The 15,796-nt window shown below is 71.4% G+C and carries 17 protein-coding genes; 9 read left to right on the top strand and 8 right to left on the bottom strand.

Annotated elements, in window-relative coordinates; translation table 11 throughout:
- Positions 1-298: 298 nt before the first annotated feature.
- On the bottom strand, positions 299-1,282 hold the full coding sequence (locus tag ACFYOH_RS03090) for an alpha/beta fold hydrolase (RefSeq protein WP_388620536.1): 984 nt from the start codon (positions 1,280-1,282) through the stop codon (positions 299-301).
- 245 nt (positions 1,283-1,527) lie between these two features.
- On the opposite strand from ACFYOH_RS03090, the gene ACFYOH_RS03085 reads away from it, so the two are divergent.
- From ACFYOH_RS03085 to ACFYOH_RS03070, 4 genes are all read left to right on the top strand, one after another.
- Positions 1,528-1,752: a hypothetical protein gene (locus tag ACFYOH_RS03085; RefSeq protein ID WP_388620533.1), complete on the top strand. Its 225-nt coding sequence runs from the start codon at positions 1,528-1,530 to the stop codon at positions 1,750-1,752.
- Between the two features lie 177 nt (positions 1,753-1,929).
- Positions 1,930-2,571 carry a TetR/AcrR family transcriptional regulator gene (locus ACFYOH_RS03080; protein ID WP_132853227.1) on the top strand — a complete coding sequence of 214 codons (642 nt, stop codon included), beginning with the start codon at positions 1,930-1,932 and terminating at the stop codon, positions 2,569-2,571.
- 134 nt (positions 2,572-2,705) lie between these two features.
- Positions 2,706-2,933: a DUF3107 domain-containing protein gene (locus ACFYOH_RS03075; protein WP_388620530.1), complete on the top strand. Its 228-nt coding sequence runs from the start codon at positions 2,706-2,708 to the stop codon at positions 2,931-2,933.
- Between the two features lie 170 nt (positions 2,934-3,103).
- Entirely contained in the window at positions 3,104-3,373 is a 270-nt protein-coding gene (locus ACFYOH_RS03070) for a hypothetical protein (protein ID WP_388620527.1), read from the top strand.
- 155 nt (positions 3,374-3,528) lie between these two features.
- Here the strand turns inward: ACFYOH_RS03070 and ACFYOH_RS03065 are convergent, their stop codons facing one another.
- Positions 3,529-4,275 carry a ferritin-like fold-containing protein gene (locus ACFYOH_RS03065; protein ID WP_388620524.1) on the bottom strand — a complete coding sequence of 249 codons (747 nt, stop codon included), beginning with the start codon at positions 4,273-4,275 and terminating at the stop codon, positions 3,529-3,531.
- Between the two features lie 505 nt (positions 4,276-4,780).
- On the opposite strand from ACFYOH_RS03065, the gene ACFYOH_RS03060 reads away from it, so the two are divergent.
- Both ACFYOH_RS03060 and ACFYOH_RS03055 read left to right on the top strand, forming a co-directional pair.
- On the top strand, positions 4,781-7,150 hold the full coding sequence (locus ACFYOH_RS03060; RefSeq protein ID WP_388621066.1) for a DEAD/DEAH box helicase: 2,370 nt from the start codon (positions 4,781-4,783) through the stop codon (positions 7,148-7,150).
- 155 nt (positions 7,151-7,305) lie between these two features.
- Positions 7,306-8,187 (top strand): alpha/beta fold hydrolase, encoded by an 882-nt coding sequence (locus ACFYOH_RS03055; RefSeq protein WP_388620521.1) that lies wholly within the window; start codon positions 7,306-7,308, stop codon positions 8,185-8,187.
- Between the two features lie 52 nt (positions 8,188-8,239).
- Here ACFYOH_RS03055 and ACFYOH_RS03050 read toward each other — a convergent pair whose 3' ends face one another.
- The gene (locus ACFYOH_RS03050; protein WP_388621064.1) at positions 8,240-9,145 is read right to left on the bottom strand and encodes an NYN domain-containing protein; all 906 of its coding nucleotides are present in this window, start codon (positions 9,143-9,145) and stop codon (positions 8,240-8,242) included.
- A 207-nt stretch (positions 9,146-9,352) separates the two neighbouring features.
- Here ACFYOH_RS03050 and ACFYOH_RS03045 point away from each other — a divergent pair, with 207 nt between their 5' ends.
- Positions 9,353-9,505: a hypothetical protein gene (locus ACFYOH_RS03045; RefSeq protein WP_194294011.1), complete on the top strand. Its 153-nt coding sequence runs from the start codon at positions 9,353-9,355 to the stop codon at positions 9,503-9,505.
- Between the two features lie 55 nt (positions 9,506-9,560).
- Here the strand turns inward: ACFYOH_RS03045 and ACFYOH_RS03040 are convergent, their stop codons facing one another.
- From ACFYOH_RS03040 to ACFYOH_RS03025, 4 genes are all read right to left on the bottom strand, one after another.
- Positions 9,561-10,166: a MarC family protein gene (locus ACFYOH_RS03040; RefSeq protein WP_388620516.1), complete on the bottom strand. Its 606-nt coding sequence runs from the start codon at positions 10,164-10,166 to the stop codon at positions 9,561-9,563.
- 63 nt (positions 10,167-10,229) lie between these two features.
- The gene (locus ACFYOH_RS03035) at positions 10,230-11,087 is read right to left on the bottom strand and encodes a PHP domain-containing protein (protein ID WP_388620513.1); all 858 of its coding nucleotides are present in this window, start codon (positions 11,085-11,087) and stop codon (positions 10,230-10,232) included.
- A 188-nt stretch (positions 11,088-11,275) separates the two neighbouring features.
- Positions 11,276-11,917, bottom strand: a complete 642-nt coding sequence (locus tag ACFYOH_RS03030; protein ID WP_388620510.1) for a DUF6758 family protein — start codon at positions 11,915-11,917, stop codon at positions 11,276-11,278.
- A gap of 229 nt (positions 11,918-12,146) precedes the next feature.
- Complete coding sequence (locus ACFYOH_RS03025; protein ID WP_388620507.1) at positions 12,147-12,731, bottom strand: suppressor of fused domain protein; 585 nt, start codon at positions 12,729-12,731, stop codon at positions 12,147-12,149.
- A gap of 502 nt (positions 12,732-13,233) precedes the next feature.
- Here ACFYOH_RS03025 and ACFYOH_RS03020 point away from each other — a divergent pair.
- Positions 13,234-14,364 (top strand): magnesium and cobalt transport protein CorA, encoded by a 1,131-nt coding sequence (locus ACFYOH_RS03020; RefSeq protein ID WP_388620505.1) that lies wholly within the window; start codon positions 13,234-13,236, stop codon positions 14,362-14,364.
- Between the two features lie 24 nt (positions 14,365-14,388).
- Positions 14,389-14,904 carry a hypothetical protein gene (locus ACFYOH_RS03015; protein ID WP_388620502.1) on the top strand — a complete coding sequence of 172 codons (516 nt, stop codon included), beginning with the start codon at positions 14,389-14,391 and terminating at the stop codon, positions 14,902-14,904.
- A gap of 48 nt (positions 14,905-14,952) precedes the next feature.
- Here ACFYOH_RS03015 and ACFYOH_RS03010 read toward each other — a convergent pair whose 3' ends face one another.
- Entirely contained in the window at positions 14,953-15,702 is a 750-nt protein-coding gene (locus ACFYOH_RS03010) for a hypothetical protein (protein WP_388620499.1), read from the bottom strand.
- Positions 15,703-15,796 lie beyond the last annotated feature (94 nt).

Here is a 15,796-nt window from a genome sequence, read left to right as displayed (position 1 = left end):
CGCGGGACCGCCGTCAGGAAGCCTCCGAACACCCTGCGCACGGGTGCCGTCGGGAAGCCCCGGAACCCCGCGCGCAGGCGCGCCGGCGGGGAAGTTCTGGGCGCCGCCCGTAGGAGTGCCGGGCGGGAAGGGCTGTGGGCCGCGCGGTGGGGACCCGGTGGTGGCCGTCGGTGCCTGTCGCTGGCCCGGTAGCAGGGGCCGCCCGTCTCGGGTGCCGGTCGTCCGCCCTGCGGCGGGTATGTCCGCGGAGTCGTCCTTCGGGGACGGGCCGCGGCGGCTGTGGCGTCCCACGCCGGCCTCAGCTCCCCGTGCCCGAGTCGGTGCCGGTGTCCCCGGTCTCCGCGAGGAGTTCCCGGAACGCCGTGGCCACCACGTCCGGGTACTCCATCATCGCCACGTGCCCGGCGTCCGGCAGGGACAGCAGACGCGAGTCACGGAAGGCGCGGGCGGCCCGGTGGGCCATGCGGAAGCCGACCAGTTGGTCACGGCCGCCGTAGATCAGCAGGGTCGGCGCGAGCACCCGCTCGGCCTGGCGCCACAGACCGTGCTGTCCGCCGAGCGTGTAGGCGTTGACGATCCCGCGCGCGGAGCGGGCCATCGCGTCCCAGAAGTACGGCAGTTGCAGCCGTCGCTCCAGCTCCTCCACGGCGTGTTGGAACGCCTCGGGCGACACCGTCCCGGGGTCGCCGTAGCAGAGCGCCAGGACCCCGCGCACCCGCTGCTCGGCCGTCCACCCCTTGGTGAACCGGGTGAACAGCGCGGCGACACCGGGCACCCCGAGCAGCGCGGTCGGCGCCGCGGTGCGCTGGATGCGCAGCTCCGGCAGGGCCGGGGACACGAGCGTGAGCGTACGGACGAGGTCGGGGCGTACGGCGGCCACGCGCGTGGCGACCGCGCCGCCGAGCGAGTTGCCGAACAGGTGCACCGGGCCGCGGCCGGCCGCGTCGAGATAGCGGATCACCGCACGCGCGTGCCCGGTGACGGAGTAGTTCCCGTCGTCCGGGGGCGGTGAGTCGCCGAAGCCCGGCAGGTCGACCGCCTCGCTCTCGACGACGCCGTCCAGCTCGGCCATGAGCGCCGACCAGTTCTGCGAGGAACCGCCGAGCCCGTGGACGTACAGCGCGGGCGGCAGGCCCTCGCGGGCGGGACGGCGGGACCGGATCGACAGGGTGACCCCGGGCAGTCCCACGGACCGCAGCCGCTCGCCCTCGCCGACCCGGACGGGCGCCACCCTCGGAAGAACACTGGCGGCCGGCACGGACGGCGACTCGGTCGAAGACATGCGGCAATGTTACGAGGTGATCACGTCGTGGTTCATGTGTTCGCCGTCACAGAGCGACCCGCGAATGACGGGTGAAGCGGCACCGCACCCGGATCCCGACCAGATCCCTACCGGATCCGAACAGGTCCGCTGCGAACGGGCGAGACGGCATGGCATCCGGTTCCGGAGTCTCATAGGCTCGTACACAGGGCACCCGTATGTGGCCCCTGCTGTTTCCAGGGACGTTCGTAGGAAGGGAGCCCACCATGGCCTATGACCCCACCGAACCCGACACAATCGAGGATCTGGAGGCCGACGCGGTCCCGGAGATCGACGTCGAAGCCAACGAGGTGGACGCCGCCGAGCAGCACGCCGACGTCAAGCCGGACCGTGACGACCCCCTGACGGGCGTGGATCCGGCCCGCGCGAACGAGGCCGATCTGGTCGAACAGGCGCGTGTGGTCTCACTCGACGAGGACGACTACCGCTGACCTCGCCGACCCCGCGGCCGCACGAGACGCCCGCTGCAGCTCGCACGGAGCCCGACTGCAGCTTTCGCCGCCGTCCGGTACGTGAAATTCTGCGCTCGCACCGCGCACACCACGGTTACCGAAAAGTACGATGGCCGCGCGGCTGACACCGCGAAATGGACGACTTTGGGAGGCGGCGTGACAGCCATCGAGCAAACTGAGGCGGCACGCCCGCGTGGCACCCGTCTGCCACGCCGAGCCCGACGGAACCAGCTGCTGGGCGCCGCCCAGGAGGTTTTCGTCGCGCAGGGGTACCACGCGGCGGCGATGGACGACATCGCCGAGCGTGCCGGCGTGAGCAAGCCGGTGCTCTACCAGCACTTTCCCGGCAAGCTCGACCTCTACCTCGCCCTGCTGGACCAGCACTGCGAGTCGCTGATCCAGTCCGTGCGCAACGCGCTGGCGTCGACGACCGACAACAAGCAGCGGGTCCGGGCGACCATGGACGCCTACTTCGCCTACGTCGAGGACGACGGCGGCGCCTTCCGGCTGGTCTTCGAGTCGGATCTGACGAACGAGCCCGCGGTCCGCGAGCGCGTCGACAAGGTCACCAACGACTGCGCCGAGGCGATCTGCGACGTCATCGCCGAGGACACCGGACTGTCGCGCGCGGAGTCGATGCTGCTCGCCTCCGGCCTCGGCGGCCTCGCCCAGGTGGTGGCCCGCTCCTGGTTGCACAGCGACCGCAGCGTGCCGCGCGACCAGGCGGTGCAGCTGCTGACCTCGCTGGCCTGGCGGGGCATCGCCGGCTTCCCGCTGCACGGCACCGAACACCACTGACGGCCGTTTGTTCCCGTGCGCTGTTCGCTGACGGCGTTCCGGCCCGCGGCGTACGGGTCCTCTCACCGGGCTAATGTGTGCTGGGTACGGCGCGGAAGATCGCGCACATCACTGACCGTCGGAGGGACATAGCCGTGGAGGTCAAGATCGGCGTGCAGTACGCGCCCCGCGAGATCGTTCTGGAGAGCGGTCAGAGCGTCGAGGAGGTCGAGCGCCTGGTGAGTGACGCGCTGGCCGGAAAGACGCAGCTGCTGGCCCTCCAGGACGAGAAGGGCCGCAAGGTCCTGGTGCCGACGGACCGCCTGGCGTACGTGGAGATCGGCGAGCCGACCGTGCGCAAGGTGGGCTTCGGCGCGCTGTAGGCGACGTCACGAGAAGGGCCCGGCGGCCGTGTGCCGCCGGGCCCTTCCGCATGTGCGGGGCCCACGGTCGGAGCACAACTCCTCCACGGCGGATGATTGCACTTTGCAGGCCACGGGTATGACCAGCTACGACCGCATGTGGGCAGGCCGGCCGTGGGAGGAACCCCGACATGATCCTGGAAGCACTCGCGTCCGCAGTGCTCGGTCTGATCCTCTCCTGGGCGGCGGCACACCGTCTGTCCCACCGCCTGCCGGCCCGCCCCATGGTCTTCTCCACGGGCATCGCCGGCGCCCTCTTCGGCGACTTCGTCACCCACACCGCCCTCGGCCCCGGCGCCGCCTGGCTGAGCCTGCTGGGCGCCGCGATCATCTCGGCGGCATCCCTGTCCCTGCTCCTGCGCCCGTCAGGCCGCCTGCGCCGACGATCATTGACGGCGTAGCCAAAGCCGAGCCGTCAGGGACGCGGAGGGCGCAGCGCCCCCGAAGGGGCGCGGGGCTGTGTCTGATATGCGGCTCCGCCGCGGGGCGCGCGCAACCACACCCCAGCGGCAGCCGCGCAAGTCACCGCACCCGCCCCCACAGAGCGCACCGGCTCTCAGGCCGCGAGGCCCAGCGCAGCCATCCGCTTCGTGTGCGCCTCGGTGATCCGCGAGAACATCCTCCCGACCTCCGCGAGGTCGAACCCGTCGGCAACCCCGCCCACGAGCATCGTGGACAGCGCGTCCCGGTCCGCGACCACCCGCTGGGACTGTGACAGCGCCTCGCCCATCAGCCGCCGCGCCCACAGCGCCAGTCGGCCCCCGACCCGCGGGTCCGCGTCGATGGCGGCCCGCACCTTCTCCACCGCGAACCCGGCGTGCCCGGTGTCGTCGAGCACGGCGAGGACGAGTTCGCGCGTGTCCGAATCCAGACGGGCGGCGACCTCCCGGTAGAAGTCGCTCGCGATCGAGTCGCCGACGTAGGCCTTGACCAGGCCCTCCAGCCAGTCCGAGGGCGCGGTCTGCCGGTGGAAGCCGTCGAGTGCGGCGACGAACGGGTCCATCGCCGCCGTCGGCTCCTCGCCGATCTCGGTCAGCCGGTTCCGCAGCCGCTCGAAGTGGTGAAACTCGGCCGAGGCCATCTTCGCCAGCTCCGCCTTGTCCGCGAGGGTCGGCGCGAGCTTCGCGTCCTCCGCGAGCCGCTCGAACGCCGCAAGCTCCCCGTACGCGAGCGCGCCGAGCAGGTCCACGACGGCGGCGCGGTACTGCGGGTCGGCGGAGGCCTGCGCCCAGTCCTGGGCGGCGACACCGGTGGGTTCGGCGGAGGCGGCGGACGCGTTCTCAGGCTTGTCAGAGCTAGTCATGAGGCGCACAATAGCCCGCTTGCGCGGCACCGGAAGGTCGTTGCCGATCAGTGTGACGACCATGACGTGACCAAATCGGCCATCGCATGTGCGCGAATCCGGGGTATGGTGGTAATGCGCCTGCCCGAGTGCGTCGACGGTGTTCGACGTCTCAGAACAGGCCGCATGCATGAGGATGCCCGGTCGGTGGCCCGATCGGCTCCGACCCGACAGCCCTCCCTGGCCGTACGGAACAGTTCGTACGACGACCGGAGGGACACCCTCAGCGGTACGAGCGCTAGAGCGTCGGCAGAGGTCCCGTGCCCTACGGCTTGCCTTGAGTGGCTCGCCCGTACGGCGGCCGACGTCCCCGGCACGGTCGCACATGACCCCCGCGCTCGCCTCGCGCCGCGCACACAGAAGAGGCATGACCCTGACTACGACGTTTCGAGACCTTGGGATTCTCCCCGAGACCGCCGAGGCCCTGGAGGCCGTCGGCATCATCACCCCCTTCCCCATCCAGGAGATGACGCTCCCCGTCGCCCTTTCCGGCACGGACGTCATCGGCCAGGCCAAGACCGGCACCGGCAAGACGCTGGGCTTCGGTCTTCCGCTCCTCGAGCGCGTCACCGTCCCCGCCGACGTCGAGGCCGGACGCGCCGCCCCCGAGGCCCTCACCGACGCCCCGCAGGCGCTCGTCGTCGTCCCCACGCGCGAGCTGTGCACCCAGGTCACCAACGACCTGCTGACCGCGGGCAAGGTCCGTAACGTGCGCGTGGTGGCGATCTACGGCGGCCGGGCCTACGAACCCCAGGTGGAGGCCCTGAAGAAGGGCGTCGACGTGGTCGTCGGCACCCCGGGCCGGCTGCTCGACCTCGCCGGCCAGAAGAAGCTGAACCTCAAGCACGTGAAGTGCCTGGTCCTCGACGAGGCCGACGAGATGCTCGACCTGGGCTTCCTGCCCGACGTCGAGAAGATCATCGACATGCTGCCGGTCAAGCGCCAGACCATGCTGTTCTCGGCGACCATGCCGGGCGCGGTCATCGGCCTCGCGCGCCGCTACATGTCCCGGCCCACGCACATCCGCGCCACCGCGCCGGACGACGAGGGCGCGACGGTCGCGAACATCAAGCAGTTCGTCTACCGCGGTCACTCCATGGACAAGCCGGAGATGGTCGCCCGCATCCTGCAGGCCGAGGGCCGCGGACTGGCGATGATCTTCTGTCGCACCAAGCGCACGGCCGCCGACATCGCCGAGCAGTTGCAGCGCCGCGGGTTCGCCTCCGGCGCGGTCCACGGCGACCTCGGCCAGGGCGCCCGCGAGCAGGCGCTGCGCGCCTTCCGCAACGGCAAGGTCGACGTCCTGGTCTGCACCGACGTCGCCGCGCGCGGCATCGACGTCGAGGGCGTGACCCACGTCATCAACTACCAGACCCCCGAGGACGAGAAGACGTACCTGCACCGCGTCGGCCGCACGGGCCGCGCGGGCGCCAAGGGTACGGCGATCACGTTCGTCGACTGGGACGAGATCCCGCGCTGGCAGCTGATCAACAAGGCGCTGGAGCTGGACTTCAACGACCCGGTGGAGACGTACTCCTCGTCCCCGCACCTGTTCTCCGACCTCGGCATCCCCGCGGGCACCAAGGGCGTCCTGCCGCGCTCGGAGCGGACCCGAGCGGGTCTCGACGCGGAGGAGCTGGAGGATCTCGGCGAGACCGGCGGGCGTGGCGCACGCGGTCGCGGCCGGGGCGAGCGTGACAGCCGTCCCGAGTCCGGCACCACCGAGCGCGAGCCCACGGACCGTACGGCGCGCCGTCGCCGCCGCACCCGTGGCGGAGCGCCGGTCGACGCCACCACGACCACCTCGGTGCCGGCGTCCGAGTCGGGCGCCCCGGAGGCCGCCGACGTGACGGAGTCCAGCGCTCCCCGCACCCTGCGCCGCCGTCGCCGTACGCGCGGCGGGGCACCGGCGCAGCAGGTGACGGCCACCGAGGCCGCCGTCGAGTCGGTGGACACGGCGGAGGGCCCGGCCCGGCTGGAGACCCCTGAGGTCCCGGAGAAGCCGCGCCGCCGCCGCACCCGCAAGTCGGCGGAGCCGGCCATGACCGAGACGGCGCCCGAGACCACCGCGCCGGCGGCGGAGACGGCACCTGTGGCCGCCGAGCCGCAGGCCGAGGCCGCCCCCGTGGAGGCCCCGGAGGCGAAGCCGCGCCGCCGTACGCGCAAGACGGCCGAGCCCACCGCCGAGACGGCCGTCGCCACGGCCGAGGGCACGGAGGCCAAGCCGCGCCGCACCCGGAAGACGGCCGCCGCCGTCACCGAGGCAGCACCGGCCGAGGCAGCACCGGCGGACACGGAGGCGGAGGCCAAGCCGCGCCGCACCCGCAAGAAAGCCGCCGCCGCACCGGTGACGACGGAGGCTGCGGAGGCCGAGGCCGCCGTGGACACGGCCGAGGCCGCGGAGGCCAAGCCGCGCCGCACCCGGAAGAAGGCCGCCGCCGCACCGGAGACGACCGAGGCAGCCGAAGCCGAGGCCAAGCCCCGCCGCACCCGCAAGACGGCCGCCGCCGTCGCCGAGGCGGAGGGGGACGCCGAGGCGGCCACGGCGAAGGTCCGCCGGACCCGCAAGACGGCTGCCGCCGCCGAAGCCGCGGTGGACACGGCCGAGGCCGCGGAGGCCAAGCCCCGCCGCACCCGCAAGACGGCCGCCGCCGTCGCCGAGGCGGACGGGGACGCCGAGGCGGCCACGCCGAAGGTCCGCCGGACCCGCAAGGCCGTCGCCAAGGCGGTCGCCGCGGAGATTCCGACGCAGGCCACCGAGGAGCCGGCGCCGGAGGCCAAGCCGCGTCGCCGTACCCGTAAGGCCACGGCGGCCGTCGAGGTCGCCGAGGGCTGATCCGGCACACGACAAGCGACGGCCCGGTCCCTGATGAGGACCGGGCCGTCGCCTTTCCCGGATGCCGCGCCGCGGTCTGCGTACGCGCACGCCTCCGAGACGCTCCCGCCCAGCCACAGCACAGCGCGCGGCGCCGCGCCCGGTAGCCTCTCCCCATGAGCAGGCCCGCCACCTTCGTCCCGCCTCCCGGTGCCCGTGCGTACTCGCTGCGGACCGCGCGCGGGGAGTTCGCCGTCATCGACGCTCCCGTGGCCGACGGGGTCGAGCCCCGAGGGGTGGCGCTGTTGCTGCCGGGGTTCACCGGGAGCAAGGAGGACTTCAATCCGCTGCACGTGCCGCTCGCGCGGCGCGGGTACCGGACCGTGGCCGTCGACGGGCGCGGGCAGTACGAGTCGGACGGGCCCGACACCGACGAATCGGCTTATGCGCAGCAGGAGTTGGCGCGGGACGTGCTGGCGCAGGCGGCGGCGCTCGGGGAGCCGGTGCATCTGCTGGGGCACTCCCTCGGCGGGCAGATCTCGCGCGCGGCCGTACTCCTCGACCACGCACCCTTCCGGTCGCTCACCCTCATGGCCTCCGGCCCCGCGCAGATCTCGGAATCCCAGCAGCAGCGCGTGAAGCTGCTGCGGGACGCGCTCGCGGTGATGACCATGGGCCAGGTGTGGGACGCGATGCGGGCGATGGAGACGCCCGAGGAGACCGAGACGGCGGCGCTCGACGGCGGCCTCGACGACCGGGACGACCTGCAGCGCCGCTGGCTTGGCACCAAGCCGGCCCAACTCATCGCCACCGGACGCCAGTTGTGCGCGGAACCAGACCGTGTCACGGAACTGGCTGCGCTGCCGCTGCCGTTCCACGTCCTGTCCGGCGCGCGGGACGACACCTGGCCGCTGCAGCTGCTGGACGACATGGCGGTACGACTGAACGCACGGCGGACGGTGATCGAGAACGCCGAGCACTCCCCCAACACCGACCAGCCCCTCGCCACGGCCCGCGCGATCGCCGACTTCTGGGACAGCGCCACCGGACAGGCCTAGCCGCCGGACAGGGCCGGCGCCGCCGGACCAGGAACAGTGGCGTCGGACAGGGCTAGTACTGCGTCTGCAGATGGTCCCAGAAGCCGTCCCGCAGGGCGCGGCGCAGGTCTGCCTGGCCGCGCAGGGAGTACTGGAGCAGGCCCTCGGCCTCGACCAGCAGGTCCTGGTCGACGGAGCCGGGGAGGTAGGGGTGGCCGGGGAGCAACTCGACCAGGGCCTCGCGGCCTCGGGAGACGAGCCACTTCGCGGCGATCTGGGCGCCGACGAAGCGGACGTCCTCGCGGGTGGGGCGGGTGCCGGCGGTGGCGTCGTACGCGGCGGCCGTGCGGCGGGAGACGTACGGCTTGAAGAACTCCAGGTCGAGGGTGCGTTGGCTGTCGACCTCCCAGAGGAGGGGTTCCGCCTGGTTGCGGCCCTCGGGGGCCTCGATGCCCCACAGGTGGACGCGGGCGCCGTAGCCCTGCGCCGCCTCGACCGCCGAGACCAGGTCCTCGTCACCGCCGAGCAGGGCAGCGTCGCTGATCGCGCGATGCCTCGCCAGTGATTCGAGGTCGCTGCGGATCAGGGAATCGACGCCCTTCTGCTGGTTGTTGGCGTTGAGGTTGCCGAGGCGGACCTTGACGTCGGGGAGTTCGGCGATGGACTGCTGCTCGGCGGTGTGGATGCGCCGGCGGGCGCCGTCGTACCAGTACACACGCAGCAGGCGGCTGTCCGCGAAGACCTGGCGGGCCCGGTCGATGAGGGCCTCGATCAGGCCCTCGGCGTCGAGATCGAAGGCCCGGCGGTCCTCGGTCCCGGCGACCAGCCGGCCCGCGGCCGCGTACAGATAGCCCGCGTCGACGAAGATCGCGTGGGTGGAGGGCGTCTTCGCCACCTCGGCGAGCATGCGTTCCAGCAGCTCGTTCGTGCGGTCGATGCGGGCGCCCAGGGCGGCCAGGTCGTCGTTCATCGCCTCCATTGTCCCGGTGGTCACGCTGCGAACACAACCGCTCCCGATCAGTCCCGCACCCTCTACTTACCGCTCGGTAATTAGTCGTTCGAAAATTTTCTTTAGCGTAGGGAATGTTTGTAACAAGAAGCAGGTTGACTACTCACGAGGCCGGAAGACACATCCGGCCCGCCAAGTAGTTCTCCGCAGGAGGATGACCAGACGAAGGGAGAAGCCATGCGCTTCGAAATCATGCGACTCGACGAGGTCGACGGCACGACCGTGGACAGCACCGTCGTGGACGCCGCCTCCGTCAACCGGATCGTTCAGCAGGCCGCCGCCATCGGACAGCGCCTGTGGATCCGCCCGGCCGACACCCAGGCCTCGTAACGCTCACGCGCTGCGCGCCACTCAAGCTTTCCGGGGGAGCCGAGCCGACGAGGGCTCAGCTCCCCCGGATCACCTGAGTGACACCGTTGATGATCTGCTGCACGGCGATCGCGGAGAGCATCATGCCCGCGAGCCGCGTCACCAGCACGACACCGCCGTCCTTGATGACCCGGATGATCAGCAGCGAGTAGCGCATCACCAGCCACAGCACGACATGGATCGCGAGGATCGCGCTCCACACCGATACCTGCGTGGCCGCGCTGTCGGCCTTCTGCACGGCCAGGATCACGGACACGATCGCACCGGGCCCGGCCAGCAGCGGCATACCCAGGGGTACGAGCGCCACGTTCACGTCCTTGGTCTGCTTCGGCTCGTCGGTCTTGCCGGTGAGCAGGTCCAGTGCGATCAGCAGAAGCAGCAGGCCGCCCGCGATCATCAGCGCGGGGACGGAGACGTGCAGGTAGTCGAGGATCTGGTGGCCCAGGACACCGAAGGTGGCGATGACCCCGCCCGCCACGCACACGGCCTGGAAGGCCATCCGCTTCTGCACCTTGGCCGGACGGCCGGCGGTGAGGGCGAGGAAGATCGGGGTGATCCCTGGGGGATCCATGATGACAAAAAGGGTCAGAAACAGGGAACCGAAGCCGGCGATGTCGAACATGGGGGAAGTACTGGCCTTGCTGGAAAAGGGTGGACTGGGGGCGCGCGAGGGCCGCTGACGGCCTCAGGCCCCGCCGGTCCCCGGCACGGGGAACGCCCCGGTGGCCCGCCGCGTGATCTCGCCGTACACCTCGGGGTCGGTCGCGTACGCGCCCAGCGCCACGGTCTTGCGGCTGCCGTGGTAGTCCGAGGAGCCCGTGACCAGCAGATCCAGGTCCTTCGCCAAGCCCCGCAGCCGGTGGCGCGCGTCGGCGTCGTGGTCCATGTGGTCGACCTCGATGCCGTCCAGACCGGCCTCGGCCAGCTCCGCGATCCGCGCCTCCGGGACCGTACGACCGCGCTTGGCGGCGGCCGGGTGCGCGAACACACAGACCCCGCCCGCGTTCTTGACCAGCCGGATCGTCTCGAAGGGGTCGGTCTCGTGCTTCTCCACGAAGGCCCGGCCGCCGTCGGCCAGCCACTCCTCGGTGAACGCGTCGCTCACCGTCGGTACGACGCCCAGCTCGACCAGCGCCGTCGCGACATGCGGCCGCCCCACCGAACCGCCGGCCGCGATCCGCTCGACCTGCTCCCAGGTGACCGGCACGCCCAACCCGTTGAGCTTGGCGATCATGCCCTTGGCCCGCGGCACCCGGTCGTCCCGCACCAGCTCGCGCTCGGCGAGCAGCGCGGCCTCCTCGGGGTCGAAGAGATAGGCCAGCATGTGCATCGAGATGCCGTCGATCCGGCAGGACAGCTCGGCCCCGGTGACCAGGGTGAGCCCCTCGGGCAGCGCGGCGATCGCCTCGGCGTGCCCACGGGTGGTGTCGTGATCGGTCAGCGCGACGACGTCCAGCCCGGCAGCGGCGGCATTGCGCACCAGCTCGGCCGGGGTGTCCGTACCGTCGGAGGCCGTGGAGTGACAGTGCAGATCGATACGCACGCAGACTCCAGGCGATGACGGACGGAAGGGGACACCTAAGGATACCGGGATTTTCAAGCCCACTGTCACACCCGCAACCGTTCAGCGCCCCCTACGGCAGCCAACCTGAAAGGGGCGCGGGGAACTGCGCGAGCAACCCACCACAACCCGCAGCCGCCATCAGACAGCACCCGGCACCCCAGTGGGCGCTACGGCCGAAGCAAGCGCGGCGACAACGCTCCGAAGGGCACCAGATCCAGCTCCGCCCCCGCGTCCCGCAGATCGGTCAGCACCAGCTCGTCGTACATGAGCAGGCCCGCCTGCTCCGGCCACACCACCGCCCACAGCCACATGCCGAGGGCCTCACCGGCGAAGACGGCGCGGTCGTCGGGAGTGCGGTAGACGTGCCAGAGCGGGGTCGGGCGGCCGACGGCCAGCACCTTGGCCTGGGGCGGCTTCTCGACGTTCATGTACGACCCCGGGTCCGGGCCGTCGATGCCCGCGTACCGCGCGCCGAGGCCGACGCCGAGCTCCTCGGCGACCAGGATGAGTTCGGCCGGGCCGCCGAGCGGGCCGGGTCCGGAGCAGGCGACGGCGGTCGCGCGGCCACCGCTGCGGTCGTCACCCGCGTAGGCCACGCCCGTGAAGAGCCAGCCGACGGGCAGCGGCCAGGGCATCCACAACGGCACGTGTGTGCGGTGCACGACGGCGCTGAGGGCTTCGACACTGGGCGGGATCACGGGCTGCAGCGGATACACCGTGCCGTGCACATCGCACTGCCACGCATCGGCGAAGAGACCGGGCGCCCTGACCCGGCCACCGCACCTCGGGCAACTGGGTTCGCCCCTCATAGGGCTCCACGGTCCTACCCCCGAACGCCCACGTCAAGGACGATCACCCGTCCGGCAAACCCGATGCCATCTACATCGATCTATTGCGCAGTCGGGTTCACGGGCATCGGCCCGGTCGGCCCGGTCCCGCCGCAAGCCGCGCGGGGCCGCACGACACCGCGGACGGCGTCACCGTCTTTGCCAACTGGCCGAGTCCGGCCCTGCGTTGGTGAGATCGGTCACCTCCGGATCAGTCGAGCGGGACCGACCTGCGGGCGGGATCCCTCAGGTCCGTCCCGTTCGCGAGCCACCGCTCCTGGAGGGCCTGGGCGCCTTGCACCCGCTTCCAGGCGGCCTCGTTCGGGGTCATCGGCAGCAGCGGCAGGAACCGTACGGGCTCCATCGGGTCGTCCAGCTCCAGGTCCTCGACCAGGCCGCCGGGCTCACCCACCAGGACCGAGGTGAAGGGGGCGCCGGGCCACAGCGGGTCACCGACGTCCAGGGAGGCACCCGGGGTCACGACCAGGCCCTCCACCTGCGGGGAGGCGGCCAGCACGGCCAGCGGCCGGAGCACCTTGTCGGTGTCGGCGAGGCCCGCGCGGACGGACAGGACCAGCTCGGCGCGGGGGCCCTTGACCGGGTCGGCGAGCATCGCGGTGGGGTCGGTCATGGGGTGCGCGGACATGCCGAGGGTGGCGTACCGCACGACGTCCCCCTCCTGGAACCGGAGCACCTCGATGCGGTCCGTGCCGAGGAAGGTGACGGCGGCGCGCGCGTCCGGCTCGCCCAGCGCGGTGGTCAACCGTGCTTCGACCAGAGGAAGAACATCAACCATGCCGTGAGCATAGAACTCGTCAGTAGCGGGCAAAGCTGCGCCTTGACACATCGGGCGGCTGCTACGCTGAGCCGGTGGTTCGGGACAGCACGCAGAAGCGTCGCTATCGAGTCCCGACGCCGATGAGACTCCCTTACGAGGGACCGGCCGGAGGAGGTGGGGCTGTCATGGATCGAAGTCGACCGTGCAGTACCACTCGCTCTTCCGCCCGTTGATGTAGTCACTGGCTGGTTTCCGGCTGCTCTACGCCTTCCCGTGCGCGTTGCCCTTCGGAAGAGCACTTCGTTTCGCTTTGCCTGATCCGCCTGATCATCCGATCCGTCTGATCACCCGATCCGCCGATCGCATCAGTTCTGCATCAGTAGCGAAGTCGCCACCGCAACGGTGCGGTGCTCCCCGCTTTGTGGACGTGCCAAACATCCCGCAGTCAGGACGTCCCCATTCCGGGTAGTTCCACCCGTCGCCGGCGGCCTTTCGTTGCCTGTCGCGAAGGAGCCTGCCCATGTCGATGATCCGCGACCTGCGCGCCGCGGTCCGTCCGTCCCGCGTCTCGCTGCGCAAGCCCACGAGCCCGTCGAGCGCGTCGTACGACACCACCCGCGACCCCGCCACCCCGTCGGCCGTGGTCGACTGCGCCGTCTACCGCGACGGCGTCCGCGTGCGCAACGACAAGCCGCTCGGCCCGCACGAGGCGATGCGGCTGGTGCGGCGCGACGGCGGCTTCGTGTGGATCGGTCTGCACGAGCCGACCGAAGCCGAATTCGCCGGTATCGCCAGCGTGTTCGGGCTGCACCCGCTGGCCGTGGAGGACGCGGTGCAGGCGCACCAGCGGCCCAAGCTGGAGCGGTACGACGACTCGCTCTTCACCGTCTTCAAGACCATCCACTACGTCGAGCACGACCGGCTCACCGCCAACAGCGAGGTCGTGGAGACCGGCGAGGTCATGTGCTTCACCGGCCGGGACTTCTTCATCACCGTCCGGCACGGCGGCCAGGGCTCGCTGCGGGCGCTGCGCCACCGGCTGCAGGACGACCCTGAGCTGCTCGCCAAGGGCCCCTCGGCGGTGCTGCACGCGATCGCGGACCACGTCGTGGACGGCTACATCGCGGTCGCCGACGCGGTGCAGGACGACATCGACGAGGTGGAGACCGAGGTCTTCTCGCCGGGCCGCAAGGGCGGGGTCTCCCGTGGTGTGGACTCGGCGCGGATCTACCAACTCAAGCGTGAGGTACTGGAGTTCAAGCGCGCGGTGGCTCCCCTGCTGCGCCCGATGCAGCTGCTGAGCGAGCGGCCGATGCGGCTGATCGACCCGGACATCCAGAAGTACTTCCGGGACGTCGCCGACCACCTCGCCCGGGTCCAGGAGCAGGTGCTGGGCTTCGACGAACTCCTCAACTCCATCCTCCAGGCCAACCTGGCGCAGGCGTCCGTCGCGCAGAACGAGGACATGCGCAAGATCACCGCCTGGGCCGCGATCATCGCCGTGCCGACGATGGTGACCGGCGTGTACGGGATGAACTTCGACCACATGCCCGAGCTGCACTGGAAGTACGGCTACCCGCTGGTCCTGGGCGTCACCATCGCCATGTGTGTGGGCATCCACCGGGTGCTGAAGCGCAACGGCTGGCTGTGAGCGGGCGCTGGATAGGCTGGGCGCATGACAAGCGAGCTGCTCGACCGGGCCCTCATCGAGGAGGCCTGCAAGAAGTCCGGCCTCATCTGGGTCAGGGGCGCCGGGGCCTCCGCCGCGCGTGCGCTGTGGCACGTGTGGCACGAGGGCGCGGTGTGCCTGGTCGGGGGCGGGCCCGGTGAGCAGCCCCTGGAGGGGCTGGCCGACGGGGGAACCGCCGAGGTGACGGTGCGCAGCAAGGACAAGGGCGGGCGGCTGGTGACGTTCCCCGCGACCGTGTCCGAGCTGCCCTCCGGCTCCGAGGAGTGGCAGGCGGCCGTCGCCGAGCTGAAGGGCAAGCGCCTGAACGCCCCCGACGGCGAGGAGATGCCGGCCCGCTGGGCCCGCGAGTGCCGGGTGCTGCGCCTGGTTCCGGCGGGGTCCGGGGTGCCGTTGCCCGCCGGCAGCCTGGCGGAGGCTCCTGTGCCGACGCCGGCGACCACGCGCCGACCGGTGCCGGCGGGCCTGCCGAAGCTTCTCGCCAAGCGCCGGAAGGGACGGTAGCGCCGAACCTCCTGCTCAGCCCCCCCCTGAGCGGACCCACCCGAACGCCTACGACGTCGGCAGCTGCCGCCCGTAGTCCACGGTCTCACCCTTCGCGGGCTCGGCGACAGCGAAGTCCTTACCCCAGTCCGAGAAGCTGAGCGTGCCCGCGCCGCCGCCGCGGACCAGGCGGAGGGGATACGGGGTGCCCTCGAGGGAGACGTCGAGGCTGCCGCCGGAGCCCTTGTCGCCGGTGATGCGGATGGTGCGGGTACCCGCGTCGTCGTGGTGGCCGTCCGTCGCCAGTGTTCCGTGCAGGCTGAGCAGTCCGCCGAGGAGGACGTCCTTGTCCGTGAAGCCGCTGAACTTCCGGTACGCGGGATCGCCCTGCGGCACCTTCACATACTTGCCGTTCAGCTTCTCGCCCGCGCCGTCGGCGCCGTTCTTGCCGCCGGCCTGGTTCCAGAAGTCCGCGTCGGCCTTCAGATACAGCTGCTTCCCGACCCGCAGCAGCTTGAAGGTCGCCCCCTTCGAGGTCACGGAGCCGGTCCCGCCGTCGGCCTTCAGCCGCATGTCCAGCTGGTACGTGCGGCCGCTGGTGACCACGGTGCCGGACAGCCGTACCGCCGACGCCCCCTGGGCGGCCGACCGGGTCTTCGCCTGGATCTTGTCGGCGGGCAGCTTGCCCACGCCGTTCGTCCCCGCGTCCGGATCCTCGGCGCCGCACCCGGTCAGCACCGCCGTCCCCGTCACGGCGCCGACGCAGATCGCGGCGACCAGCGCGGCCCGGCGGGTACGGCCCTGGGGAATCGCAGTCACAGGTGGGGTCGCCTTTCTGACGGTTCCTGAGCGGTGCACGGCAGCGTACCGGTGCCCCGGCCACCCGGCGGAGCCAGTCCGTCCGGACCCCCCA

The organism is Streptomyces sp. NPDC007856 (genome assembly GCF_042868225.1).
Lineage (GTDB): Bacteria > Actinomycetota > Actinomycetes > Streptomycetales > Streptomycetaceae > Streptomyces.
Note: the sequence above shows the minus strand (reverse complement) of the source record. Positions and strands in the feature narration are given on the sequence as shown.